Source organism: Hyphobacterium indicum (assembly GCF_003129605.1).
Taxonomy (GTDB): domain Bacteria; phylum Pseudomonadota; class Alphaproteobacteria; order Caulobacterales; family Maricaulaceae; genus Hyphobacterium; species Hyphobacterium indicum.
Genome location: NZ_QBDX01000004.1, coordinates 53,705 through 76,486, shown reverse-complemented (window position 1 = coordinate 76,486; position 22,782 = coordinate 53,705). Strand labels below are relative to the sequence as shown.

The 22,782-nt window shown below is 61.1% G+C and carries 22 protein-coding genes; 15 read left to right on the top strand and 7 right to left on the bottom strand.

Annotated features, from left to right (window positions below):
* Window positions 1-67 precede the first annotated feature (67 nt).
* The 9 genes from DBR16_RS08280 to DBR16_RS08240 all read left to right on the top strand — a co-directional run bounded on the left by DBR16_RS08280 (window position 68) and on the right by DBR16_RS08240 (window position 10,127).
* Complete coding sequence (locus DBR16_RS08280; protein WP_109260802.1) at window positions 68-1,291, top strand: bifunctional alpha/beta hydrolase/OsmC family protein; 1,224 nt, start codon at window positions 68-70, stop codon at window positions 1,289-1,291.
* A 113-nt stretch (window positions 1,292-1,404) separates the two neighbouring features.
* Window positions 1,405-2,886, top strand: coding sequence for a Do family serine endopeptidase (locus tag DBR16_RS08275; RefSeq protein ID WP_109260801.1), 1,482 nt, complete (start codon window positions 1,405-1,407; stop codon window positions 2,884-2,886).
* 25 nt (window positions 2,887-2,911) lie between these two features.
* Window positions 2,912-3,583, top strand: a complete 672-nt coding sequence (locus DBR16_RS08270; protein ID WP_109260800.1) for a response regulator transcription factor — start codon at window positions 2,912-2,914, stop codon at window positions 3,581-3,583.
* Window positions 3,584-3,600: 17 nt separating this feature from the next.
* Window positions 3,601-5,022 (top strand): sensor histidine kinase, encoded by a 1,422-nt coding sequence (locus DBR16_RS08265; RefSeq protein WP_109260799.1) that lies wholly within the window; start codon window positions 3,601-3,603, stop codon window positions 5,020-5,022.
* Window positions 5,023-5,053: 31 nt separating this feature from the next.
* Entirely contained in the window at window positions 5,054-7,990 is a 2,937-nt protein-coding gene (locus DBR16_RS08260) for a bifunctional [glutamine synthetase] adenylyltransferase/[glutamine synthetase]-adenylyl-L-tyrosine phosphorylase (protein ID WP_109260798.1), read from the top strand.
* Between the two features lies 1 nt (window position 7,991).
* A complete protein-coding gene (locus DBR16_RS08255; protein ID WP_161539447.1) occupies window positions 7,992-8,507 on the top strand; it encodes an EF-hand domain-containing protein in 516 nt (171 codons plus the stop codon).
* Between the two features lie 41 nt (window positions 8,508-8,548).
* The gene (locus DBR16_RS08250) at window positions 8,549-9,172 is read left to right on the top strand and encodes an RNA polymerase sigma factor (RefSeq protein ID WP_109260796.1); all 624 of its coding nucleotides are present in this window, start codon (window positions 8,549-8,551) and stop codon (window positions 9,170-9,172) included.
* A complete protein-coding gene (locus tag DBR16_RS08245) occupies window positions 9,172-9,585 on the top strand; it encodes a hypothetical protein (RefSeq protein ID WP_109260795.1) in 414 nt (137 codons plus the stop codon). Before DBR16_RS08250 ends, DBR16_RS08245 begins: the two co-directional genes overlap by 1 nt.
* On the top strand, window positions 9,582-10,127 hold the full coding sequence (locus DBR16_RS08240; RefSeq protein WP_109260794.1) for a periplasmic heavy metal sensor: 546 nt from the start codon (window positions 9,582-9,584) through the stop codon (window positions 10,125-10,127). The genes DBR16_RS08245 and DBR16_RS08240 overlap by 4 nt, the downstream gene beginning before the upstream one ends.
* Here the strand turns inward: DBR16_RS08240 and DBR16_RS08235 are convergent, their stop codons facing one another.
* From DBR16_RS08235 to DBR16_RS08225, 3 genes are read right to left on the bottom strand one after another with little or no spacing between them, the layout of a single operon-like run.
* Window positions 10,128-12,707 (bottom strand): PAS domain-containing sensor histidine kinase, encoded by a 2,580-nt coding sequence (locus DBR16_RS08235; RefSeq protein WP_109260793.1) that lies wholly within the window; start codon window positions 12,705-12,707, stop codon window positions 10,128-10,130. It lies immediately after the preceding gene.
* Between the two features lie 59 nt (window positions 12,708-12,766).
* On the bottom strand, window positions 12,767-13,276 hold the full coding sequence (locus DBR16_RS08230; protein WP_109260792.1) for a response regulator: 510 nt from the start codon (window positions 13,274-13,276) through the stop codon (window positions 12,767-12,769).
* Window positions 13,277-13,332: 56 nt separating this feature from the next.
* Window positions 13,333-13,881: a hypothetical protein gene (locus tag DBR16_RS08225; protein WP_109260791.1), complete on the bottom strand. Its 549-nt coding sequence runs from the start codon at window positions 13,879-13,881 to the stop codon at window positions 13,333-13,335.
* A gap of 109 nt (window positions 13,882-13,990) precedes the next feature.
* Between DBR16_RS08225 and dusA the strand changes: the two genes are divergently transcribed.
* Complete coding sequence (gene dusA / locus DBR16_RS08220) at window positions 13,991-14,986, top strand: tRNA dihydrouridine(20/20a) synthase DusA (protein WP_109260790.1); 996 nt, start codon at window positions 13,991-13,993, stop codon at window positions 14,984-14,986.
* On the top strand, window positions 14,983-15,804 hold the full coding sequence (locus DBR16_RS08215) for a sulfite exporter TauE/SafE family protein (protein ID WP_109260789.1): 822 nt from the start codon (window positions 14,983-14,985) through the stop codon (window positions 15,802-15,804). The genes dusA and DBR16_RS08215 overlap by 4 nt, the downstream gene beginning before the upstream one ends.
* Before the next feature lie 4 nt (window positions 15,805-15,808).
* Here the strand turns inward: DBR16_RS08215 and DBR16_RS08210 are convergent, their stop codons facing one another.
* A complete protein-coding gene (locus DBR16_RS08210) occupies window positions 15,809-16,000 on the bottom strand; it encodes a DUF1289 domain-containing protein (RefSeq protein WP_109260788.1) in 192 nt (63 codons plus the stop codon).
* Window positions 16,001-16,093: 93 nt separating this feature from the next.
* On the opposite strand from DBR16_RS08210, the gene DBR16_RS08205 reads away from it, so the two are divergent.
* On the top strand, window positions 16,094-17,374 hold the full coding sequence (locus DBR16_RS08205; protein WP_109260787.1) for a NupC/NupG family nucleoside CNT transporter: 1,281 nt from the start codon (window positions 16,094-16,096) through the stop codon (window positions 17,372-17,374).
* Between the two features lie 9 nt (window positions 17,375-17,383).
* Here DBR16_RS08205 and DBR16_RS14175 read toward each other — a convergent pair whose 3' ends face one another.
* Window positions 17,384-18,106 carry an acyltransferase gene (locus DBR16_RS14175; protein WP_109260786.1) on the bottom strand — a complete coding sequence of 241 codons (723 nt, stop codon included), beginning with the start codon at window positions 18,104-18,106 and terminating at the stop codon, window positions 17,384-17,386.
* 28 nt (window positions 18,107-18,134) lie between these two features.
* Between DBR16_RS14175 and DBR16_RS08195 the strand changes: the two genes are divergently transcribed.
* The 3 genes from DBR16_RS08195 (at window position 18,135) to DBR16_RS08185 (ending at window position 20,146) form a co-directional block, all read left to right on the top strand.
* Window positions 18,135-18,380: a DUF3253 domain-containing protein gene (locus DBR16_RS08195; protein ID WP_109260785.1), complete on the top strand. Its 246-nt coding sequence runs from the start codon at window positions 18,135-18,137 to the stop codon at window positions 18,378-18,380.
* The gene (locus tag DBR16_RS08190; protein WP_109260784.1) at window positions 18,377-18,958 is read left to right on the top strand and encodes a uracil-DNA glycosylase family protein; all 582 of its coding nucleotides are present in this window, start codon (window positions 18,377-18,379) and stop codon (window positions 18,956-18,958) included. Before DBR16_RS08195 ends, DBR16_RS08190 begins: the two co-directional genes overlap by 4 nt.
* A gap of 117 nt (window positions 18,959-19,075) precedes the next feature.
* Window positions 19,076-20,146 (top strand): Leu/Phe/Val dehydrogenase, encoded by a 1,071-nt coding sequence (locus tag DBR16_RS08185; protein WP_109260783.1) that lies wholly within the window; start codon window positions 19,076-19,078, stop codon window positions 20,144-20,146.
* Here the strand turns inward: DBR16_RS08185 and DBR16_RS08180 are convergent.
* Together DBR16_RS08180 and DBR16_RS08175 are read right to left on the bottom strand one after the other, a co-directional pair.
* Window positions 20,143-21,177 (bottom strand): ABC transporter ATP-binding protein, encoded by a 1,035-nt coding sequence (locus DBR16_RS08180; protein WP_109260782.1) that lies wholly within the window; start codon window positions 21,175-21,177, stop codon window positions 20,143-20,145. The two genes, DBR16_RS08185 and DBR16_RS08180, sit on opposite strands and share 4 nt — an antisense overlap.
* A complete protein-coding gene (locus tag DBR16_RS08175) occupies window positions 21,174-22,781 on the bottom strand; it encodes an ABC transporter permease (protein ID WP_109260781.1) in 1,608 nt (535 codons plus the stop codon). Before DBR16_RS08175 ends, DBR16_RS08180 begins: the two co-directional genes overlap by 4 nt.
* Window position 22,782: the final 1 nt, after the last annotated feature.

The following is a 22,782-nucleotide window of genomic DNA, read 5'->3' as shown; positions in this document are numbered from 1 at the left end:
ATCGAGGATTGACTTGCAGCGTGCAGCAATAGCGCCCAAATCCTTCTTCAGGACCGAGGAGTTATTCATGCCGCAATCAAAAAAAGTCGAATTCAAGGGGGCGATGGGCGACACGCTGGCCGCAAGGCTGGAGCTGCCCCAGGGCAAACCCCGCGCCTATGCCCTGTTTGCGCATTGTTTCTCCTGTTCCAAGGATGTCCATGCGGCCTCGCGCATTGCGCGCAGGCTGGCCCAGGAAGGCATCGCCGTCCTGCGGTTTGATTTTACCGGTCTGGGTCAATCCGAAGGCGATTTTGCCAATACCAATTTTTCCTCGAATATCGATGACCTCGTCAAAGCGGCCGAACATCTTGCCAGCGACTATGAAGCGCCGGCCATACTGGTCGGTCACAGCCTGGGCGGCTCGGCTGTGATTGCCGCCGCCCACCGGATCCAGTCGGTCAAGGCGGTCGCCACGATTGGCGCGCCGGCGGATGCGGATCACATTGTTGGTCAATTTGGTGATTCCGTGGATGAAATCGAGGAAAACGGAAAAGCGACTGTATCGCTGGCCGGCCGGGCCTTCACGATCAAGAAGCAGTTCCTCGAGGACATTTCCGGCCATACGCTGGAAAATGCGGTGCGCGATCTGAAACGGCCCGTCCTGATCTGTCATTCTCCCATTGATGAGACAGTCGGTATCGAGAATGCGTCCCGCCTCTTCGTCGCGGCCAGACATCCCAAGAGCTTCCTGAGCCTCGACGATGCGGATCACCTTCTGACGCAGGAAGCGGATTCCCATCATGTGGCCGACGTCATCTCGGCCTGGGCCGAAAAGTACGCCGCTCCCGATCCGCTCCCGGCCCCTCCCAAAGCGGTGAAGGATGGCGTCGTTGTTCAGGAAACCGGGCTGGGACAATTCCAGAACTGGGTGGTCAATCAGGACTTCGCGATGCTGGCCGACGAGCCGGCCTCGGTGGGCGGCGATAATTCAGGCATGACACCCTATGGCTATGTGTCGGCAGGGCTGGCCGCCTGCACCTCCATGACGCTGCGCATGTATGCGCGCCATAAAAAGCTGCCTCTGGAGCGGGTGACGGTGACCGTCGTGCACAACAAGAGCCATGCCGACGATTGTGAAAGCTGCGAAAAAGGCAAGGATGCGAAGATTGATGTGTTCGAGAAAACCATCCGGCTGGAAGGCGATCTGGATGCTGATCAACGCCAGCGGTTGATGGAAATCGCGGACCGGTGTCCGGTTCACAAGACGCTGCATTCCGAGGTCAAGGTGCGTTCCAAACTTGCCGATTGAGTGAGGCGGTCTACCATTCGTAATGTTTTCGTAAGAAAGCGGACATCTCGAAGATATCCGTCGCGGCGCAGACTTTGTGCCGACCTATAAATCCGCAAGAGGACCGAAATCAGATGTTTTCAAGACTTCGCCTTGTATCGATGCTTCCCGCCACGGCTCTGGCCCTCACCCTGACCGCGCCGGTCTCGCTGGCACAGGATGAGCCCGCCCCGCGTTTTTCCGCGGCCGTCCCTGCCGGAGCCCCGATGTCCTTTGCCGATCTGATCGAAGAGGTCAGCCCGTCTGTGGTTTCGATCAATGCGAGAATCACGGCCCCCATGGGCATGCAGGGCGGTGTTGTCCCGAACATGGAGGGCATGCCGCCGCAATTCCGCGAATGGTTCGAGCGCCAGTTCCCGAATCAGCCGCAACAGCCGCGTGAAGGCCGTTCGCTCGGGTCCGGCTTCTTCATCTCGGCCGAAGGCCATATCGTCACCAATAATCACGTGGTCGAGAACGCCACAGAGATTACGGTGGCCCTGTCAGATGGCGAGGAATATCCGGCTGAAGTGATCGGTACCGATCCGCTGACCGACATTGCGCTGCTGCGCCTCGATACGGATGAGGAAATCGAGTTTTCGTTTGTGACCCTGGACCGCGATCCCACGATCCGCGTGGGTGACTGGGTTGTCGCCGTTGGTAATCCCTTCGGTCTTGGCGGAACGGCAACAGCGGGGATTGTCTCGGCCACAGGCCGAGAGCTTCCGACAAATGTTTATAACAACTTTCTTCAGATTGATGCGCCGATCAATCGCGGCAATTCCGGCGGCCCGACCTTCAGCCTTGATGGTGAGGTCGTGGGCGTGAATTCGCAGATATTTTCGCCGTCCGGCGGCAATGTCGGCATCGGCTTTGCCATTCCGTCCAATATCGCCGCGAATATTGTCGATCAGCTGCTGGCGGACGGGCGCGTTGCCCGCGGCTGGCTGGGTGTCCAGATCCAGAATGTGACCGATGATATCGCTGAAGGCCTCGGGCTGGACGAGCAGCGAGGCGCTTTCGTCTCCTCCATTGTCGCTGGCGGCCCGGCCGACCGTGCCGGATTTGAACGCATGGACGTCATCACCGCCGTGAATGGTGAGAGCGTTGAAAGCTCCGCGGATCTCACCCGCCGTGTGGGCAGTATCGGTGCCGGCACGGAAGTGACCTTCAACGTCATCCGCGAGAATGACGAGATTGTCCTGCGCGCGACATTGGGCGACCGGCCTGCCGAGACCGATCTGGATACCATGCAGCAAAGTGGTGTGATCGAACCGGAGACGGCTTTCTTCGGCATGCAGGTCCGTCCTGCTGATGATGAGATGGCGGCGCGCCCCGGTGTGGAATCCGATCGCGGCCTGGTTATCGTCGCGCTCCAGCCCGATAGCGAAGCCGCGCAGAAAGGCTTGCGTACAGGTGATGTGCTGCTCGAGGCCGGCGGTGAAACGCTGACGGACGTGGATGATTTGCAAGCGGCCATTGATGACGCCCGAGAAGATGGCCGCAGCGCTATTCTTGTTCTTGTTCAGAATGCGAGCGGCCAGCGCTATGTCGCGCTGACTCTGGACCGCGTCTGAGGCTATCAGCAGAAAGGTTGGGACAATGCGTATTCTGATCATCGAGGATGACCGCGAAGCGGCAAACTATATCCGCAAGGGCCTCAAGGAATGTGGCCATGTGGTCGATCATGCGGCCGACGGCGAGGAAGGCCTCGCCATGGGCCGCTCGGCAGAATACGACATTCTTGTCGTCGACCGCATGCTGCCGAAGCTGGACGGGCTCTCGGTCATTGAATCCCTCCGGGATGAGGGCGTGTCCTCACCAGTGCTGATCCTGTCCGCGCTGGGCGAGGTGGACCATCGCGTCGAAGGCCTCAAGGCCGGGGGCGATGATTATCTGGTCAAACCCTATGCCTTTGCCGAGCTGCTGGCCCGGGTCGAGGCCCTGGCACGGCGCCGTGATCCGGAAACCGTCCGGACCAAGCTGGTGGTCGGAGACCTGGAAATGGACCTTCTGGCCCGGACGGTTGTCCGCAGCGGCGAGGAAATTCTGCTTCAGCCGCGTGAATTCCGTCTGCTTGAATTTCTCATGAAGCATTCCGGTCAGGTGGTCACGCGGACCATGTTGCTGGAGAAGGTCTGGGATTACCATTTCGACCCCCAGACCAATGTGATTGATGTCCATATTTCGCGGCTGCGCTCGAAAATCGACAAGCCGTTTGATGAAGCATTGCTTCACACGGTACGCGGGGCAGGGTATCGCCTTCAGGCATAAGCCCGGAGCGCGAGATCATGGAACGGCGCCTGCCGTCATTCGTCAGAACGACCGCTTTCCGCCTGACTCTTCTGTCGGCGGCGCTGTTTGCCCTGTCGAGCTTTCTGATTCTGGCATTCGTCTACGCCGCATCGGCGGGAGCCGCCCTGCGTCGGACCGATGCCGTCATCGTCGATGAGTTTGTGGCTATCGAGCGCCGGTACGAAGACTCCGGCATTGATGGCGTCAATCGCTATATCCTGCAGCGCACGGTTGGCGGCAGCGACTTTCTCTACCTCCTGATCAATCCGAATGGGCGGCTATTGTCCGGTAATCTGAACGGTATGCCGGATGTCGAGCCCGACAGTGAGGGCTGGCTGGATTTTGTTTATGGGCGGGCGCCTGCGGGGGATGCCGACGAGGCGCGTGACAGCCGCCGGGCCCGGGCCCGGTTGTTGGAAATCGGCGATGGGTATTCGGTTTTTATCGGCGTTGATTTTGAAGACGAGGACCGGCTGATTGGCCGCATGTTGCGCGCGATCCTTATTGCCTCGGGACTGGTCATCGCGCTGGGTATCGCCTCCGGCGTTGTCGTCAGCCGCCGTTTTTCGCGCCGCCTCGATGCGATCAATACCGTGGCCCGGACTGTGAAGGGCGGCGATCTGTCGCCGCGTGCGCCGCGCAATGGTTCAGGCGATGAACTCGACGAGTTGTCCGCGAACTTCAACGCCATGCTGGAGCGCCTGGAAGAGTTGATGCACCGGATGCGCAATGTCGGGGATTCCATCGCCCATGATTTACGCTCTCCGCTGACCCGCATGCGCAATCGTATGGAAGATGCCCTGCGCGAGGGCGGCACACGGCAGAGCCGTCAGGCCGCGCTGGAACAGGCGCTTGCAGACTCTGATGAATTGCTGGGCGTCTTCAATGCGATCCTCAGTATTTCGCGTATCGAGGCGGGTGACCGGCGGGAGTCTTTCGAGCGGTTTGACCCTGCGCCGCTGGTGTCGGATATGGGCGAGCTCTACGAGCCGGTGTGCGAGGACAGCGGTCACAGCTTTGGCATGCAGGTCGAGCCAGGCCTGGAAATTTGCGGCGACCGGAGCCTGTTCTCACAGGCAATGGCCAACATGCTGGACAATGCGGTGAAATACACACCGGCCGGCGGTGCCATTCAGTTGCGGTTGCGCCGGTGCAGTGATGGACGGGCCGAGATTTCCGTGACCGATACCGGACCGGGAATACCCGAGGCGGACCGGTTGCGTGTCACGCAGAGATTTGTGCGGCTGGAAAAGTCGCGCAATCAGCCCGGTTCCGGTCTCGGGCTTAGCCTGGTCAAGGCGATTGCCGATGTTCATGGTGCTGAATTGCATCTCGAGGAAGGCGCTGGCGGCATTGACGGTCACGGGCCGGGCTTGCGCATAGCCATGATATTCCCGGCCAGCGAATTGAAGGCTTGAATTTCGGCGCGAAGCAGTAAGGCTTTCGTCCATGGCTCATGCTGACACCCTCTTTTCGCTCCGGGCGTTTGATGGACCTGCCGCCGATCTGGGCGAACGGCCGTGCCGGTATCCTGATGGATTGCCGGCTGCGGAAGCGCGGTTTCTTGATACTGTGTTTGCCAACTCCCCCTATCTGGCCCGGCTGGCCCGGAGCCGCGCTGCGCTGCTGGCGCAATTGGCGGAACAGGATGTGCAGACCATTATTGGCGGCCTGACGGCGGATATTGACGGTCTGGCAAGACAGGCCTCCGGCGAGGCCGCGCTCGCGGCCGGTCTGCGGCAGATCAAGGGCGATGCGCATTTCGCGCTGGGTCTGGCCGAAATCTCCGGCGCGATCGAGGTGATGGATGCCGCCGCTCTGCTGTCGGGATTTGCCGATGCCTGTATCCGGGGCGGGCTGGCCGGGCTCGTGCGTTTCGGTGCCGAAGCGGGAAAATATGACGCGTGGACCGATCCGGCCAATCCGTTACCGGGCGTGTTTGTGCTGGCGCTTGGAAAGCTGGGTGCGAGTGAGCTCAATTTCTCGAGCGATATCGATTTGGTGGCGCTTTATGATCCGGATCACCTCTCCGGGCCGGTCGCCGAGGATCCCGGCAAGCGTCTGCCGCGCCTGATCAAGGCGCTTGTCCGCTTGCTGGAGGAGAATACGCCGGATGGATATGTTTTCCGCGTGGATTTGCGGCTGCGGCCGGACCCGTCTGCCACGCCGCCCATCATGTCGATCACGGCGGCGATGAATTATTATGAATCGCTCGGGCAGAACTGGGAGCGCGCGGCTTATATCAAGGCCAGACCCTGTGCCGGAGATCAGGAAGCGGCGAAGGCATTTCTTGCGGACATGCGGCCCTTCATCTGGCGGCGGACGCTGGATTATGCCGCAGTTGAAGACATTCATTCGCTGGCGCGGCAGATCCAGTCGGTCGGTGACCGCGCACGCATCCGTCCCGGCGGTCATGACCTGAAGCTTGGCCGGGGTGGCATCCGGGAGATCGAATTCTTTGCTCAAGTGCCGCAGCTGGTGATGGGAGGGCGCATGCCGGAACTGCGGCTGACCTCGCCATACAAGGTGCTTTCGGCACTGGCCGCTGCCGACATTGTCGACACCGGGAGTGCCGAATCCCTGCAGGCCAATTACCGCTTTCTGCGGAAAGTGGAGCACCGTATCCAGATGGTGGCCGACGAGCAGACACAGACCTTGCCGGCCGATGATTCTCACCGGACAGCCATTGCCCATCTGGCCGGACTTGGATCGCTGGCCGAGCTGGACTCTGCTGTCGTCGAAACACTGCAGAGCGTACACGCTGCGTTTTCGCGTCAATTCTCGCATGAGGACAGTCTGGCGGATGAATGCGGCAGTCTGATCTTTACGGGCGTGGAGCCGACGAAGGAAACGCTGGAGACGCTGTCCGCGCTGGGGTTCCAGTTTCCCGACACGGCCTGGTCGCGGATGAATTCCTGGCTCGCCGGAAAAGCCCGTGCCCTGCGCACCAACCGTGCCCGTCAGGTTCTGACGCGAGTGGCACCGCGTCTCCTGCGGGCGATGTCGGACACAAGCGAGCCGGATTCGGCCTTCACACGTTTCGCAGCTTTCATTGAAGGCTTGCCGATGGGCGTCCAGCCTTTGACCATGCTGGAGAACGAGCCGGATCTGGCGCGTGAACTTGTTGCCATCATCGGGCTTGCCCCGCGCATGGCGACAACGCTGGCGCAACGGCCGGCTGTCATGGATGTCATGCTGGATGCCCGGTTTTCCCAGCCCTTGCGCAATGATGATCCCGATGAGCAGGCCAGGCGCATGGCGTTCCAGATGTCGGAAGCCAGGGATGCAGAGGACGCCATGAATCGCGGCCGCCGGCTGGTGCGGGAGGAGCGCTTCCGTATCGGATCGCAATTGCTGGTCGGGCGCGCGGATGCGGAATCCGCCGGCGAGGCGTTTGGACGGCTGGCAGACATTGCGATCCATGCCATGGCCGATGTTGCGCTGGAACAGGTTACTGACCGGTACGGCCCGCCTCCCGGTGAATTTGCGGTGCTGGGCCTGGGCAAGCTTGGCAGTCATGAACTGGCCGCGGATTCCGACCTCGACATCATGATGATCTATGATCCGGCCGATGGGCGGGAGAGTGATGCTCCGGCCTTTTTCACCCGCCTGACCCAGCGCCTGGTCAGCGCACTGTCATCTCCCACGGAAGAAGGCAGCATGTACGAAACCGACATGCAGCTGCGGCCATCCGGCAAGGCCGGGCCGGTCGCCGTGCGTCTGTCCAGCTTTGGTGAGTACTACCGCGAGAGCGCATGGACATGGGAAAGAATGGCACTGACCCGCGCGCGCGTAATCACCGGATCACCGGGAATGAGTGATCGAATAGCAGCCGATATTGAAATAGCGCTGACCTACAAGCTGGATCCGCGCCAGATCGTCGATGACGCGCTTGATATGCGCCGCCGTATGGAGCGTGAAAGGCGGGCAAAGGGCGCCTGGGACGTCAAGCGGCGGCCCGGCGGCATTCTGGACATAGAATTCATCGCCCAGACGGGACAGCTCCTTCTGGCGCAACAGGGCCAGTATCAACGCTGTGCCAATACGGCTGCCCAGATCACATCCCTGGAATCGGCAGGATTGCTTACTGCCGCCGAAGCACAGTCCTTGCGCCAGACCATGCGATTATGGCTCAACCTGTCGCAGATTATCCGGACCGCACACGGCAGCGGATTTGATCCCAATTCCGCGTCGAAAGCCTTTGCACAGCGATTGTCCGGGGTTGCGGAACAGGCCGACATCCATGCGCTCGGCGAGCTCGTGGAGACGCGTGCAGATGAAGTCCGCAGGATATTCGAAATCTGCCTCGGGAAAATGCAGGAGGATGCGACGGATTGCGCGCCGCGGTTCGTTGAATGGAGTGCGAGGCCACAATCTGGAGACTGACATGAAATCCTCCCTCATACTTGCCGGGATTGCCGGCACACTTGTTTTTGCCGCAGCTGCAGATGCGCAGCATCGCGGACATGGCGGTCAGGGCGGCCACGGTCCGGCCCGGGCGCTGATGATGCTTCAGGCGGCAGATGCCAATGGCGACAATTCCGTCACGCGTGCCGAGGTCGATGCGCTGCAGGCTGAAATGTTCGAATGGATGGACCGGAATGGTGATGGCGTATTGTCCGACGCTGACCGGTCGCCCATGCACCAGCGGCTCGCCGCCCTGCATGAGGCATCGGGTGAAGCGCGCGGCCGCCGTCACGGGCGCATGGGCCGCGGGCATCAGGATCGCGATGCCAATGGCGATGGCGAGGTTTCGCGCGAGGAATTTCTCGGCGGTGACAACCCGATGTTCGAGCGTCTGGATGCAAATGATGATAATGTGATCACGCCAGACGAACTCGATGCGGCCGTCGAATCCGGCCGTAATCGCCGTGAGAACCGCATCTTCTGGTGGCGTGACTAACCGACCGTGTGCTGTGCGGGGAGAAAGGGTGCTGATCACGTATGCCTAGACCCCCACACGGCACACATCCGGTTGATTACGAGGCTGATGCGGCGCTGATGCGCCGGATCGCTTCGGGCGACAAGACTGCCGGACGGGAATTGATGGAGCGGTCGCTGGGTCAGGTTCTGGCCATTGGCCGCCGGATATTACGTGACCCGGTCGAGGCCGAAGATGTTGCACAGGACACTTTCATTCGTGCCTGGAAGGCTGCGCCGGACTGGCAGCCGGGTCAGGCAAAGCTGGAAAGCTGGATGTGCCGGATTGCAACCAATCTCTGCCTGGACCGCTTGCGCAAGAAGCGTGAGGCCCTGATGGAATCGCCGCCAGAATTGCGGGATGGCGCCGTGACGGCAGTTGATGCTCTGATTGCAAGCGAGACCGGGCTGTGTGTCATGGCCGCCATTGCGGCGTTGCCGGAGCGGCAAAGACTGGCGCTGGAGCTCTGCCATTTTCAGGATTACAGCAATATCGAAGCCGCGGATAAGCTGGAAATCAGTGTGGACGCGCTTGAATCCCTGCTGGCAAGAGGCCGGCGGAAATTGAAGGCAAAGCTGATGCCACAGCGCGAAGAATTGATGTCCAGCCTGTCGGAAGCGGCAGGATCAACGCCGGAGGTGATGTGATGGACAGGAAACGATTTGAAGATCTGGCGGAAATCTGGGGCGGTGAGCTGTCGCGCTGGCCGGACGCGTTCCGTGCGGATGCGGACACTTTCCTGCGCGCGGAACCGGCTGCTGCCGACATTCTGTCGGACGCATCAGAACTCGACGATTTGCTGGAGACCGCCAGGCACGCCGATGGCAGTGAATTGCTCGCACACCGGATCATGCGGTCTTTCCCGAAGCCGGCTTTCGATGCTGACTGGCGGCGCCCGGCCATGGCGGCCGCGGCTGCGCTTGTGATCGGGATGGCGGGCGGATTTGCGGGCGGTGCCTTTGTTCCGGCACCGTTCAGCGATGAAACCTCGATTGAATATGCCGATGCCTTTGACGGTCTTGAAGAAGACTGGTCGGCGCTGGACTGGAGTGATGCATGACACGCGCTTTGCCCTGGATCATTGCCTTGCTGATTTCGCTGACGGCGAATGGTGTAATGACCGGCCTGGTCCTGCACCAGGTTGTCGGTGGCCCGCGTATCGGGACCATTTTGCCACATGAGGGTCACCGCCCGCCTCCCCGAGGTGAATGGCGGGGCGAGGGACGAGGCTTCAATATCCGCGCCTTCATGCACAATTTGCCGGCTGAACAGCGCGAGATTGCGCGGCAACGCTTCGAGCAGGATCGCGAACTCATCCGTCAGTTGATGATGGACGCCCGCGCCGCACAACTGGCGGCCGAGCAGGCCCTGTCGGCCACGCCATATGATGCAGCGGAAGCTGCCGATGCGCTCAATCAGTTACGTGAGCAGCGCTTTGCCATCGAGCGTGCATTTGAAGCCATTGTGCTGGATGTGGTGGCGGACATGCCACCAGAGCAGCGTCTGCAGGCGCTGGACGCCGGCCGGCGCGGTCCGCCAAGGCATGGCGGCGGCCGCCACGGGGCTGATCGGCCGGGGGCGCCGCCGGGTGGCGGTTTCTGATCAGGCGGCGTCAGTTTCGGTGTCCCGGAATCTGTAATCTGCTAAGTCATCGTCGTCGGCATTTCCGGTTTCGCCGCCGTCAAACGGCACGATAATGGTGACCGTGGTGCCTTCACCGAGTTCGCTGTCAATCTTCATTTCGCCGCCATGCATCTCGACCAGGGACTTGGACAGGGCGAGGCCAAGCCCGGTTCCCTGATGACTCTTGGAGTGCTGGCTCTCGATTTGCTCGAAGGGCCGGCCGAGGCGCGGCAGGTCTTCCTTGGGAATGCCGATGCCGGTGTCGGCGACCTGCAGGGCGAGGCGGCCCTGATACTCGAAGCTGCGGACAGTGACGCGGCCTTCCTCGGGGGTGAATTTCACGGCATTGGAGAGGAGGTTGAGAATGACCTGCTTGAAGGCGCGCGGATCGGCCGTCATGTCCGGTATGCTGTCGTCGAGCTCGATGATCAGGCGGATGGATTTCTCGTCGGCGCGGGCCTTCACGAGCCGCGTGCTCTGCTCGACAATATCGGCAAGGCTGACCGGCTCCTTCTGGAGCTGCATCTTGCCGGCCTCGATCTTGGACATGTCCAGGATATCATTGATCAGCGACAGCAAATGCTGGCCGGAGGTGTGGATGTCTTTCACATAGTCGACATAGCGATTATCGCCCAACGGGCCGAACATTTCGCGCAACATGATTTCCGAGAAGCCGTTGACGGCGTTGAGCGGCGTGCGCAATTCGTGGCTCATATTGGCGAGGAATTCGCTCTTTGACCGGTTGGCTTCCTCGGCACGGATCTTTTCCTGCTCGTATTTGTTGGCGAGCTCGGCGATGCGTTGCTGGTTGCGGCGCACGTCTTCCACCGTATTGCGCAAGCGTTGTTCGGAATCCTTGAGGGCGCGTTCCTGGTTTTTCAGATCAGTGATATCGGCTCCGACACTGACGAGGCCGCCATCACTGGTCGCGCGTTCGGAATAGTGAAGCCAGCGGCCATCCTTCAATTCCATTTCATAGGCTTCACCGGAATTGGTTCCGCCCTGCACCGAACGGATGGCCCGGCCAGCGCCAGCTTCGACATCGCTGTAGGACATTCCGGGCTTGAGACCATTTTCCGTAAAATCGAAGAAGTCGCGGAATTTGCGGTTCCACATCACCAGACGGCGCCGCGGATCCCACAGAACAAAGGATTCCGACATCGACTCAAGTGCGGCTCGCAACCGGTTTTCTGCCGCCGCGACCCTGGCCTGCGCGCCCTTGCGTTCGGTAATGTCGATGGCGACACCGACCAGCCTGTCAGTCGTGCCGTCCTGCATTTCGCCCCAGGGGCGGCCGCGCAAATGAAACCAGACCGGCAGGCTGCGGGCCTGGGCTTCGATGTCGATATCCCCGGCCTTGCTGGAGCCGCGAATGGCGGCGGCAATGCGTTGGCGGTCATTCTGGTTGAACAGGGACAGGAATTCAGATCCGGACAGCATCATGGCTTCATCCCGTCCGATGATCCGCGCAAAGGAATCCGTGAGGTAGACCGTGTCACGCTTGCGGTCCCAGTCCCAGACACCGCATCGCGCGCCCTCGATGGCCAGGCGGAAGCGTTTCTCGCTATCGCCCAGGGCCAGGCGGGCCGATTTGAGGCTGTTCATCTGTGTCGACAACGCGGCGGAAAGACCGATCGCGAAAATGACCGGCGCAACAAACAGCAGACCATAGAGAATGCGGGTCCGTGTCCATGCTCCCTGATTGATATTCGGCGTGCCGATAACGGCGACCGTCAATCCCTCAAAGGGGAGGGGGGCTGCCGCGAGCACCATTTCGCGTTCGCCGATCCGGACATCGGTCAGTGCTTCTCCGCTCTGTGCGATCTGGCGCACCGTGCCGTCAGGAAGGCCGAAACGCCGGGCCAGAGGTTCGGCAAACAGCCCATCCGAGCGCGGCGGCTGCATGGCCAGCGCGCGTCCATCCTCGCCGATCAATATCGCAACATGTGCCGGATCGGCCGTGGGCAGGAGCGCGGCCGGATCGAGCCGCAACAACACAGCGCCGACCTCACCCGACTGGGTCAGTACCGGAATGGCCGCCGCAATTTCCGGAAGGCCGTCAGCATTTGAAATCACGGATGTCAGACCAGACGGTGAAGTCAGGGCCGTACCGGTCAGTGATTGAAGCTCGCCCGGAACATCCTGACCTGGGGCCAGATAGACGGCTTCGCGTACAGCATTGATGGACCGGACCGGCTCAAGCCTCTGGTTCAAGATTGCCGGGAAATCCTCGGCCGGGATTTCACGTGCATCGGTGATCGCAACACTGACCGCGGTCAGTGTTTCGCGGAGGACGGCGGTCGCTCCATCGGCACGGTAGATCGCTTCGCGGGAATGCCTTTCCTGCGCATCGAACCGGGTGGCCACGCTTTCCTGATAAAGCTTGAAGCCGATCACGCCGCCGAACATGGCGGTGAAGAGAATGACGGAAAGGACGATCCAGACGACACCCCTGCCTTCGCCCGAGAAGCTGGCGGCCTGCGGCGTCGCGGTCTTGGTTCGCGGTGCAGGGCGAACTTTTCTGGCCTTTGCAGGCGGGGCTGAATCGCGGCGAATCATTCCGCCCAGATTAGAGACCCAACCGGCAGGCTGTCGACCGGCAATATCGAGCCAGAAAATCAGGCGACGTTGGGCTGTGCCGGGTCGTCGGACCGGCGCTCCGGTCCCTTGTACTTGTCTGGATCGTGACGGCGGCGGTCCGGGCCAAAGAATACCTTGGTGCGGACAAAGGGCCGCGCCCGGTCAATGACCGCGCCGATCTTGCGATAGAGATCGGTTGCCGTGATCGGTTTTGCACAGAATTCTGTTGCCCCTGCATCGCGCGCTGCAAGAACGCGGGTTTTTTCGGCATAGGCGGACAACATGATGATCGGCATGAACGGATTTTCCATGCGGTTTTCATCGCGCATGTATTTGATCAGTTCGAGCCCGTCCATTCCGTCCATCTGGAAATCGAGTATCGCGATGTCGATGGATTCATTCCTGAGAATCTCGAGCGCTTCCTGACCCGAACAGGCATCATAGATCTTGTGGACACCAAACCCGTTCAGCAAAGTGCGGACGATCTTCAGCATGTGCGCATTGTCGTCGATAATCAGGAATGAAAGTTTGCTCAGATCTGCAGGCATCTGTCCAACCGTAGCTCGTTGAAAGATCCATTTAGCACGAAACGGTTAGGCTGACGTTAAGCAGCGCGCGAAGCCGTATTTACACTATCTGATGGCCGTGACTTGATCCGCTTTATCGTATCCCGGGCAAACTCAACGAGGTTTCTGAGATCGTCAGGCATGTCGTCCGGCTTTTCAGCCTGCTCGGCGAGCTTTTCGGCCAGCTTCATCAGCGCCGGGGCGGCGGTGATCAAACGGGCCTGAAATTCGATCATTTGCGGATCACGATCGTATTCAGCGCCCGGAACCCGCCATCCACCCCAGTCCTGCTTATCGGTCACGACAATCGGGAAGGTGCCGGGAAAGGGATGATGGGCGCATTCATCTGCCGATTGCCACTTGTTTCTTGCCCGCATCAGACGCCAGCGGCCGGCTCCGGTATCGTCGCGCTCTTCTTCAGCCAGTTCCTCGGCCGAAAAATCGCGGCCAAGTCCGCAATCATAGGAAATTCGTACGGGCTCATCCATGCCCTTGACCCAATGCGGTTTGACCTGCTCGATCAGGGCCCAGGTGCCTACCGGGCGCACGAAAACGCGCTGATGCTTGTGAAAGACGGCTTTGGCCATGGCGGTCTGCTCCAGTCACTCGGAACAAGACTATTCGACCAGCCTTAGAACAGCGTTAAGCCGTCTGTACGGTTTGTTGATTTTGCCGGCGCGCGCTATGTGAGCGCAAATGACAACCGCAATCATTCCCGACCGCCGCTTTTGCGTGGCACCGATGATGGACTGGACGGACCGCCACTGCCGGTCGTTCCACCGTGTCCTGACCCGTCATGCCCTGCTTTATACGGAAATGGCGACCAGCGCCGCCATCATGCATGGCGATGTCGAGCGCCTGATCGGTTTTGATCCAGCCGAACAAGCTGTGGCATTGCAATTGGGCGGATCTGATCCCGACGAGCTGGCAAAGGCGGCGCGCACTGGCGCGGATCGCGGCTATTGCGAGGTCAATCTCAATGCCGGCTGCCCGTCTGACCGCGTGCAATCGGGGCGGTTCGGTGCCTGCCTGATGCGCGAACCGGAACTGGTGGCCGATTGCCTGCAGGCAATGAAGGAAGCCATTGCCATTCCGGTGACGCTGAAATGCCGTATCGGGGTGGATGACCAGGAGCCGCGCGACGCTCTGCCGGATTTGCTGTCCCATGTTCAGTCACGCGGCATACGGAGTGTTATCATCCATGCCCGCAAAGCGTGGCTGAAGGGATTGAGCCCCAAGGAAAACCGCAGCATTCCGCCGCTGGATTATGATCTCGTGCATGAGATGAAAGCCGCTTTTCCGGATATGGAGATCATTCTCAATGGCGGGCTGGAGACGCTGGAAAGCGGGTTGGCGGCACAGGGAAATCTTGACGGCATCATGCTCGGCCGGGCAGCCTATCACACGCCGTGGGAATTGGCGGGGGTGGATCATGCGGTTTATGGCGCAGGAAATCCGGTGACATCGCCGGACGCGGCAGTGGCAGCCTATCTGCCCTATATCCAGCGCCAGCTGGAGGCCGGCATGCGCCTGCATTCCATGACACGCCACATGCTGGGCCTGTTTCACGGGCGGCCGGGGGCACGGCAATGGCGGCGTATCCTGTCTGAAAATGCGGTCAGGGACGGTGCCGGCCTCGACGTGGTCCGTGAGGCTTTGGCGGCCACACAACCAGCCATGGCCTCTGCATGAGCGGCGAACTGATCGGGCTCGCCGGTGCGCTGGTCGCCACCGGATTGTTTGCGGGTCTGATCGCCGGAATGTTCGGCATCGGCGGCGGCGTTGTGATGGTGCCGGCCTTCTATTTCGTGCTGGGCGCGCTGGGCTATGAGGACGGGCCGCGTATGCATATGGCGGTGGGCACGTCGCTGGCGGTTATTGTCGCAACCTCGCTGCGCTCGGTTGCGGCACATGCCCGTCACAATGCCGTCGACTTCGATATCCTGAAGACCTGGACGCCGTGGATTGTCGCGGGGGCGCTGATTGGCGGTTTTGTGGCTGACATCATTCCCGGCCGGGGCCTGACCGGGCTGTTCGGGTTTGTGGCATTGCTGTTATCAGCGCAATTCTTCTTCGGCCGTCCCGACTGGCGGCTGGCCGAAACGATGCCGGGCGGATTTCTGCGTGCAGGACTGGGGGCGTTGATTGGCGGCCTGTCTTCGCTTCTCGGGATTGGCGGCGGTGTGTTTGGCGTTACCCTGATGACGCTTTGCGGCAAGTCCATCCGTCAAGCCGTTGCGACGGCTGCCGGTTTTGGTGTGGCCATCGGCGTACCGGGCGCACTCGGATTCATCATCTGGGGCTGGGACGAGCCGGGCCGGACGCCAACATCGCTCGGCTATGTCGATGGGCTCGGATTCCTGATTCTCGCCGCATCCGCCTTTTTTGTGGCCCCTGTGGGCGCAAAGCTGGCGCACACCCTGCCGGAAAAACTGCTGCGCCGGTTGTTTGCACTCGGACTGATCGCAACCGCTTTCAGCCTGCTGCGCGAGGCTTTCGCCGGCGGTTAAATCGTCAGGACGATCCGGCTTTCTTTTCCTGATATTGCTTTTTTCGCTCGGGTAATTCAGCGCCAATTGCCTGGCGTTCGGCATCTGAAAACCGTGTCCATTGCGCCAGTTCCGGCAAGGTACGGAAACAGCCCACGCAAATTTCCGCGTCCGGATCGACGAAGCAGACCTTGATGCAGGGTGTCCAGATACTCATTGGCCAATTGTCTAGCGCGGCCAGCCGTGCGCGCAAGCATTGCCCGCCGGCCGGAAGAGCGAATAGGTTGCGTCATCCGGTTGGGGGGATTCCATGGAAGATCTGGGTCTGCAGCTGCGCAGCTTTTTCGGCCTGTTCGCTTTCATCGCGATATGCTGGCTGTTGGGGCCGCGAAAAGCGATACCCGTGAAGCTCATTGCCGGCGCCTTGTTGCTGCAATTCCTGATCGCAATCATCCTCTATTCCTTTGCGCCGACCCGCGCCTTTCTGGGGTCGCTGACCGGTGTCGTCCAGGCACTCCAGGCGGCCACGATGGAGGGCGCGGACTTCGTGTTCGGCTATCTGTCAGGCAGCACTGCTCCCTTTGTGGTCGATGAGGCCAATGCCGGCCGCGCCTTTATCTTCGCCTTCCAGGCCCTGCCGATGGTTATTGTCCTGTCGGCGCTTTCCGCGCTTCTGTGGCGGTGGCGCATTCTGGAATTCGTGGTCCGCGGATTTGCCTTCGCCTTCCGCAAGACGCTGGGATTGTCCGGTGCAGCGAGCCTCGGGGCTTCAGCCAACATCTTTCTGGGCATGACCGAATCTCCCTTGCTGATCCGGCCGCGCATGCCGCAGATCAGCCGCAGCGATCTGTTCCTGATCATGACGGTGGGCTTTTCCACCGTCGCCGGATCGGTGATGGCGGTCTATGTCGGCCAGCTCAGTGGCGTCATCGACGGCGCGGCCGGTCATATTGTGACGGCCTCGCTGATCTCCATTCCGGCAGCCGTTCTGCTGGCCCGGCTGATGCATCCCGCCGACGCTGATGGCGACGAGGACAGATCGTCCGAAAAAATCCCGACCACCGTCTATCATTCATCAATGGACGCCCTGACGACGGGTGTGACCGACGGCGTAAAACTGTTCATCAATATCATCGCCATGTTGCTGGTGTTCATCGCGTTGGTCGCTCTGGTGAACATGATGCTCGGCGCCTTGCCGGACTTTGGCGGCGCGCCGCTTTCGGTGGACCGCATCCTGGGATGGGTCTTCGCGCCCATTGTCTGGCTGGCCGGCATACCCTGGTCCGAGGCGACGGACGCCGGAGCGGTGATGGGGCTGAAAACGGCGCTCAACGAGATCATTGCCTATGAACGCCTCGGCTCGCTAGGTGATGCGCTGTCGCCGCGCAGCTATCTGATCATGACTTATGCCGTGTGTGGCTTCGCCAATTTTTCCAGCGTGGGCATTCTGATTGGCGGCATGATCGCCATTGCGCCAAGCCGCCGCGAGGACATTCTCGGCCTCGCGCCGAAAGCCCTGATCTCCGGGACATTCGCCACCCTGATGACCGGTGCGGTGATCGGTGTGCTGCCACAAAGCCTGTTTGGCTAGGGGCGGACCCTAGTCGCCGCGGCGCGGAAAGAATTTCGACCTTAGCCAGCCGAGCGTGGAATTGCCCGCGAGCGCCTTGCGGTAGGAATCGTCCATGAATTTCGAGAGCGTCCGGCTTTCACCCACGAGGTCGAGCCGGGTTTGCATGGGTGTGTTTTCATCCAGCATTTTCACGATCCGGGCGGGTGCACCCGCGACGACCGCAAAGGCCGGGACATCCCGTGTCACCACGGATCGTGCGCCGATCACGGCATTGGCGCCAATCGTGACGCCCTTGCCGATGAAAGCGCCATCCCCGACCCAGACATTGTCACCCAGCGTCACAGGGCGGCCCTCGGGAGCCGGATCGACGCGGTTATAGAGCCCGTGCCAGTCGCTATCGGTCACCGTCGTGTTGGCGGCAAACAGGCAGGCATGGCCGATCGTGATGGATTTTGTTGCCTGGATGCGGGTGCCCGGTGCGATGAAGACCGCATCGCCGATCTCAATATTGCCACCCTGGTCCGACGGGGACCAGACGGTCAGCCGCACATTCTGATCAGCGGTGGCGACAATATGCACAGCCGTTCCGACGGAGATGTTCGGACCGAATACCTCGATATGCCAAGGCTGGGTCAGCTTGGCCGCCGGGCCGAGACGAACGAAATGCGGGGCAAGAAAATGCCGCGCCCAGGCGTTTTCAAAACTTTCCCAGGCGGCGTGCATCCAGTAGGGGCGGTGATCTCTTCGCATTCCGGTTTCCGCAGGCTAAAAAGCGCTCATGAATGATGACACGGTCGATACCGCCATCCTGTCTCTTGTAGAGGCGAGGGGCGTTGGCAAGTCAATCTGCCCGACTGAGGCCGCGCGGATTCTTGATCCTGAAAACTGGCGCAGCCGGCTGAATGCCGTGAAACAGGGTGCGATCCGTCTGGCCCATGCCGGCAAGGTCGATATCCTGCGAAAGGGCAAGCCTGTGGACCCGGCCAACTTCAAAGGGGTCTACCGCATTGCGATGAAAGCATGAGCGCACTTGCCGCATTACTGGATGACATCCGTGCCTGCCGGGCCTGTGAAGGCGAAATTCCCGAGCCCCGTCCGGTGCTCCAGGTCTCCGGCAAGGCCAGGATCCGGATAATCGGTCAGGCGCCGGGGACCCGCGTTCACGCGTCCGGCCGTCCGTTCACCGACCCCTCCGGCGAGCGGCTGCGGTCCTGGCTGAAAATCAGCGAGGCCGATTTCTACAATCCCGACATTCTGGCGATCACGCCGATGGGATTCTGCTTTCCGGGGCTGGACAGCAAGGGCGGTGACAAGCCGCCGCGGCCGAGATGTGCCCGTCTGTGGCAGGCCGCGCTGGATGAACAGCTGCCTGACGTCCGGATGACCTTCCTGATCGGCGGCTACGCGCAGAAATTTGTGCTGGGTGATGCCTTCAAGGGCACGGTCACGGATACGGTCGCAGCGTGGCGGGATTTTGCGCCGCAATATGTGCCCCTGCCACACCCTTCCTGGCGCAATAATGCATGGCTGAAACGTCATGGCTGGTTCGAGTCGGAATTGCTGCCGATGGTGCAGCGCAATATGGAATCTCTCCTGAAATAGGCGCGTGAACTGCTTGCCGTACAGGTCAAGGAAAGCTATCCCGGCGCCGCCTCGCGCCACTTCTCCCCCCCGGCTGGCGCGATACCGGAAAAGACCGGCCAGAAGACGGATTGATTCATGAGCGTTTTTGAACACCCTTCTTTCGACAATCACGAAAAGGTCCTGTTTGCAACGGACGAGAAAACCGGGCTGAAGGCGATCATTGGCGTGCATTCGACGGCGCGTGGGCCCTCCTGCGGCGGGTGTCGGTTCTGGACGTATGACAATTCGGCGGACGCCCTTCAGGATGCGCTGCGGCTCTCTCAAGGCATGAGCTATAAAAACGTCATGGCCGACTTGCCGATTGGTGGCGGCAAGAGCGTGATCATGAAGCCACAAGGCAATTTTGACCGCGATGCGCTGTTTCAGGCCTTTGGCCGTGCTGTGGAATCCCTGAACGGGAATTACATCACCGCCGAGGATGTCGGTGTCAGCCCTGACGACATGATGAGTGTCCACAAACAGACCAAATACGTTACCGGCCTGCCGGAAGGCAAGGCGGCATCGGGTGATCCGTCACCGACAACGGCGGACGGCGTCTTCAGAGGTATCCGCGCTTGCGTCAAGCGCGCCACCGGTTCGGAAGATCTCAATGGTCTCCGTGTCGCTGTCCAGGGCGCTGCCGGGCATGTCGGCAGCTATCTGTGCGAGCATCTGTCCCGGGCGGGCGCTGAATTGATCGTTGCCGACATGAATGTCGACGGCCTGAAAAAGCATGTGGACAATTTCGGCGCGGTTATTGTCGACAAGGACGCGATCTATGATCAGGAGGTGGATGTGTTCGCACCCTGCGCTTTGGGTTCGGTGATCAATCCGGAGACGATAGACCGTCTGAAGGTGAAGATTGTTGCAGGTGCTGCCAATAATCAGCTCGCCACACGGGATATGGGTGCCGCCCTGCAAAAGCGGCGCATCCTCTACGCCCCCGATTACGTGATCAATGCCGGCGGCATCATCAATGTGATGGGCGAAATCCGCGGTGATTTCGATCCGCAATGGGTGAAGGGCAAGCTGGCCGGCCTTGAGGCGACGCTTGGCGAAATTCTCGACCGCGCTGAAAATGAAGGCCGTCCGTCCAACGATATCGCGGACGAGATGGCGCGCGCCCGTCTGGAAGAGGCCGCTGCAGCAAAAGCGGCCGCCGCCTAGGCTGGCAATACCGAAATCGCGGTTTCATCAAGGGCGAGGCGCAAGGTCTCGCCCTTTTTTATGGGATGGGCGAGCGGGAGTTCCGCAATCCAGCGGCCCCCGTCGGAGGCGGTGGCACGAAGGCGCTGTCGGCCCTGGCTGATGCGGATGTCCTCGACCGTGAATTCGGCACCTGTTTCGGATTCCCGCAAGGCTTCCGGTCGGACGAGCAGGTTCACACTCGCGCCGTCTTGCATGTCCGGTATCGCAATATCACCGAACAGGGTGGCGATCCGGTTTTGGTCAACCGTCCCGGTCACGACGTTGATATCTCCGAGCAATCGGGCCGATGAAATCGAAACCGGACGGCAATAGACATCGGCTGGCGAACCCGACTGGATGATGCGGCCATCTTCCATCAAAAGCAGCGTATCAGCGGTTTCAAAGGCTTCATCGGCATCATGTGTCACGATCATGGCGGCGGCGCCGGCCTCGCGGATGACCTTCATGGTTTGCTCGCGCAAATCGGCGCGCAGCCGCCGGTCGAGGCTGGAAAAGGGCTCATCAAGAAGGATGATGTCGGGACGCGGCGCAAGGGCACGGGCGAGCGCGACGCGCTGCTGCTCGCCGCCCGACAATTCATGCGGATAGGATTGTGCCAGCGCACTGATCTCGGCCTGGCTGATCAGTTCCGCGACCCGTTCACGAGCGGCGTCTTTTGCAAGGCTGCCCTTCAAGCCGAAGGCGATGTTTTTCTCGACGGTGAGGTGAGGAAAAAGCGCATAGTCCTGAAAGACGACCCCCACGCGGCGCTGTTCGGCCGGCGTGATGTGTTTTCCATCATCCCATCTCTGTCCGCCGGAGATGATGCTTCCAGCTTCCAGCGCTTCCAGACCGGCAATGCTGCGCAATAGCGTCGATTTGCCAGCGCCGGAGGGGCCGAGCACGGCACAGACCTGGCCGCAATAGAGGTCCAGATCGACCCCTTTGAGAATTGGATTGCCGCCGAGCGACTTTTCTGCGCCGCGGACCGACAGGACGGGTTGGCTCATCGATCAGCTCCCCGTGTCAGGGAACGGGCGGCGAGAATCATTGCCGGAATGGTGGCCAGAACGATGATCAGGGACGGCAGCGCCGCCTGTCCCAACCGCTCATCCGAAGCATAATTGTGGGCGATCACAGCAAGCGTGTCGGTATTGAATGGGCGCAGAATCATGGTGGCGGGCAATTCCTTCATCACCTCAACGAACACCATCAGGGCGGCAATGCCAACGCCGCCGAGTATCAGTGGCCAGTGGATTTCAGCCGCGATCCGCCGGCGGCGGGCGCCGAGCGTTTTGGCGGCCTCATCCAGACGGTGCGTGACCTGTGCCAGCGCTGTCTCGGCGGGAGCGATCGCGACAGCTGCAAAGCGTGATAGATAAGCGAAGACAAGCGCGCCCGCAGTGGCCGTCAGGAGGACCGGAAAACGTCCGCCCCAGAGGCTATCGAGAAGGGCTTGGAGACCGGCAAACAGGACGAGCGCCCCCACCGCCGCGACCGCACCAGGTGCGGCATAGCCCAGGCTGGCCAGCCGTGCGGACAAGACACCGAATGCCGTGCCGCTGCGTATGGCATAGGCCGCGCCCAGTCCCAGCAGGGCGGCGAGGATGGCGGTTATGCTGGCCAGTGTGAGGGAATTGGTGAGCCCGTCCATCACGCCGCGGGCTGCTGGCTCGGTCAGCGCCAGATAGAGCAGCCGGCCTAGGGGGACGACCAGGCCGAACAGGATGGGCAGCAGGCAGGCCAGATTGGCCATGATGCTCTTTGTGCCGGTCAGCCGGAGAAGGTGTGGTTGACGCCGTCCGCCGCTGGTCTGGCCGAAACGGGCGCGGGCTCGGCTCTGCCGTTCGAGCGCGAAGGCCAGATAGGCAAACAGCGCGAGTACGACGGCCAAACGGGCGGCATCCGCAACCGATCCGGCCCCTGCCCAGGCACGGACCACGCCAACCGTCAAAGTGGGGGCGCCGAGATGCGCTACGGCCCCGAAGTCAGCTATGGACTCCATCGCCACAAGGGCGAGCCCCGCGGCCAGTGCGGGCCGGACGAGTGGCAGGGTGATGCCGGTCAGCGTCTGCCAGCGTGAGGCTCCGAGCGTACGCGCCGCGTTCTGCATATCCGGATGAAGTTCCGAGAAAGCCTGCCGCGCGATGAGATAGACATAGGGATAGAGGGTCACGGCGAAGACAAATCCCGCCCCAAGGGGGCCGCGCACAACCGGCAGGAGGTCGGCGAGGCCGGTCAGCCCGGCCTCCCGCAAGGGCGTCTGAAGCGGTCCGGCGGCCTGTGTCAGATCCAGCCAGCCATATGCCGCGACGTAGGCCGGTACCGCCAGGGGGAGGGCCAATGCCCATGCGAATATATGGCGTCCCGGAAAATCGAGACGGGCGATCATCCACCCTGCCATGGTGCCGATCCCGCCGGCCAGGATCATTGCGGTCGAGGTGACCACAAGTGTGTTCAGCACATAGCCCGTCAGACGTGTCTGCAGCAGATGGAGCAGATAATCGCCCCAGGGCGCGGTGAGAGCGATCCAGGCTACGGCCAGAATCGGTCCGGCCGCCACAAGGGCGGCCAGACTGCCAAAAACTGCGGGACCGGGTCCTGACGATCTCATT

What these genes read in the sequence shown, in the direction of transcription:
- DBR16_RS08280 (WP_109260802.1), top strand. Translation starts at nt 68, where the DNA reads ATGCCGCAATCAAAAAAAGTCGAATTCAAGGGGGCGATGGGCGACACG.
- DBR16_RS08275 (WP_109260801.1), top strand. Translation starts at nt 1,405, where the DNA reads ATGTTTTCAAGACTTCGCCTTGTATCGATGCTTCCCGCCACGGCTCTG.
- DBR16_RS08270 (WP_109260800.1), top strand. Translation starts at nt 2,912, where the DNA reads ATGCGTATTCTGATCATCGAGGATGACCGCGAAGCGGCAAACTATATC.
- DBR16_RS08265 (WP_109260799.1), top strand. Translation starts at nt 3,601, where the DNA reads ATGGAACGGCGCCTGCCGTCATTCGTCAGAACGACCGCTTTCCGCCTG.
- DBR16_RS08260 (WP_109260798.1), top strand. Translation starts at nt 5,054, where the DNA reads ATGGCTCATGCTGACACCCTCTTTTCGCTCCGGGCGTTTGATGGACCT.
- DBR16_RS08255 (WP_161539447.1), top strand. Translation starts at nt 7,992, where the DNA reads ATGAAATCCTCCCTCATACTTGCCGGGATTGCCGGCACACTTGTTTTT.
- DBR16_RS08250 (WP_109260796.1), top strand. Translation starts at nt 8,549, where the DNA reads ATGCCTAGACCCCCACACGGCACACATCCGGTTGATTACGAGGCTGAT.
- DBR16_RS08245 (WP_109260795.1), top strand. Translation starts at nt 9,172, where the DNA reads ATGGACAGGAAACGATTTGAAGATCTGGCGGAAATCTGGGGCGGTGAG.
- DBR16_RS08240 (WP_109260794.1), top strand. Translation starts at nt 9,582, where the DNA reads ATGACACGCGCTTTGCCCTGGATCATTGCCTTGCTGATTTCGCTGACG.
- DBR16_RS08235 (WP_109260793.1), bottom strand. Translation starts at nt 12,707, where the DNA reads ATGATTCGCCGCGATTCAGCCCCGCCTGCAAAGGCCAGAAAAGTTCGC.
- DBR16_RS08230 (WP_109260792.1), bottom strand. Translation starts at nt 13,276, where the DNA reads ATGCCTGCAGATCTGAGCAAACTTTCATTCCTGATTATCGACGACAAT.
- DBR16_RS08225 (WP_109260791.1), bottom strand. Translation starts at nt 13,881, where the DNA reads ATGGCCAAAGCCGTCTTTCACAAGCATCAGCGCGTTTTCGTGCGCCCG.
- dusA (WP_109260790.1), top strand. Translation starts at nt 13,991, where the DNA reads ATGACAACCGCAATCATTCCCGACCGCCGCTTTTGCGTGGCACCGATG.
- DBR16_RS08215 (WP_109260789.1), top strand. Translation starts at nt 14,983, where the DNA reads ATGAGCGGCGAACTGATCGGGCTCGCCGGTGCGCTGGTCGCCACCGGA.
- DBR16_RS08210 (WP_109260788.1), bottom strand. Translation starts at nt 16,000, where the DNA reads ATGAGTATCTGGACACCCTGCATCAAGGTCTGCTTCGTCGATCCGGAC.
- DBR16_RS08205 (WP_109260787.1), top strand. Translation starts at nt 16,094, where the DNA reads ATGGAAGATCTGGGTCTGCAGCTGCGCAGCTTTTTCGGCCTGTTCGCT.
- DBR16_RS14175 (WP_109260786.1), bottom strand. Translation starts at nt 18,106, where the DNA reads ATGCGAAGAGATCACCGCCCCTACTGGATGCACGCCGCCTGGGAAAGT.
- DBR16_RS08195 (WP_109260785.1), top strand. Translation starts at nt 18,135, where the DNA reads ATGAATGATGACACGGTCGATACCGCCATCCTGTCTCTTGTAGAGGCG.
- DBR16_RS08190 (WP_109260784.1), top strand. Translation starts at nt 18,377, where the DNA reads ATGAGCGCACTTGCCGCATTACTGGATGACATCCGTGCCTGCCGGGCC.
- DBR16_RS08185 (WP_109260783.1), top strand. Translation starts at nt 19,076, where the DNA reads ATGAGCGTTTTTGAACACCCTTCTTTCGACAATCACGAAAAGGTCCTG.
- DBR16_RS08180 (WP_109260782.1), bottom strand. Translation starts at nt 21,177, where the DNA reads ATGAGCCAACCCGTCCTGTCGGTCCGCGGCGCAGAAAAGTCGCTCGGC.
- DBR16_RS08175 (WP_109260781.1), bottom strand. Translation starts at nt 22,781, where the DNA reads ATGAGATCGTCAGGACCCGGTCCCGCAGTTTTTGGCAGTCTGGCCGCC.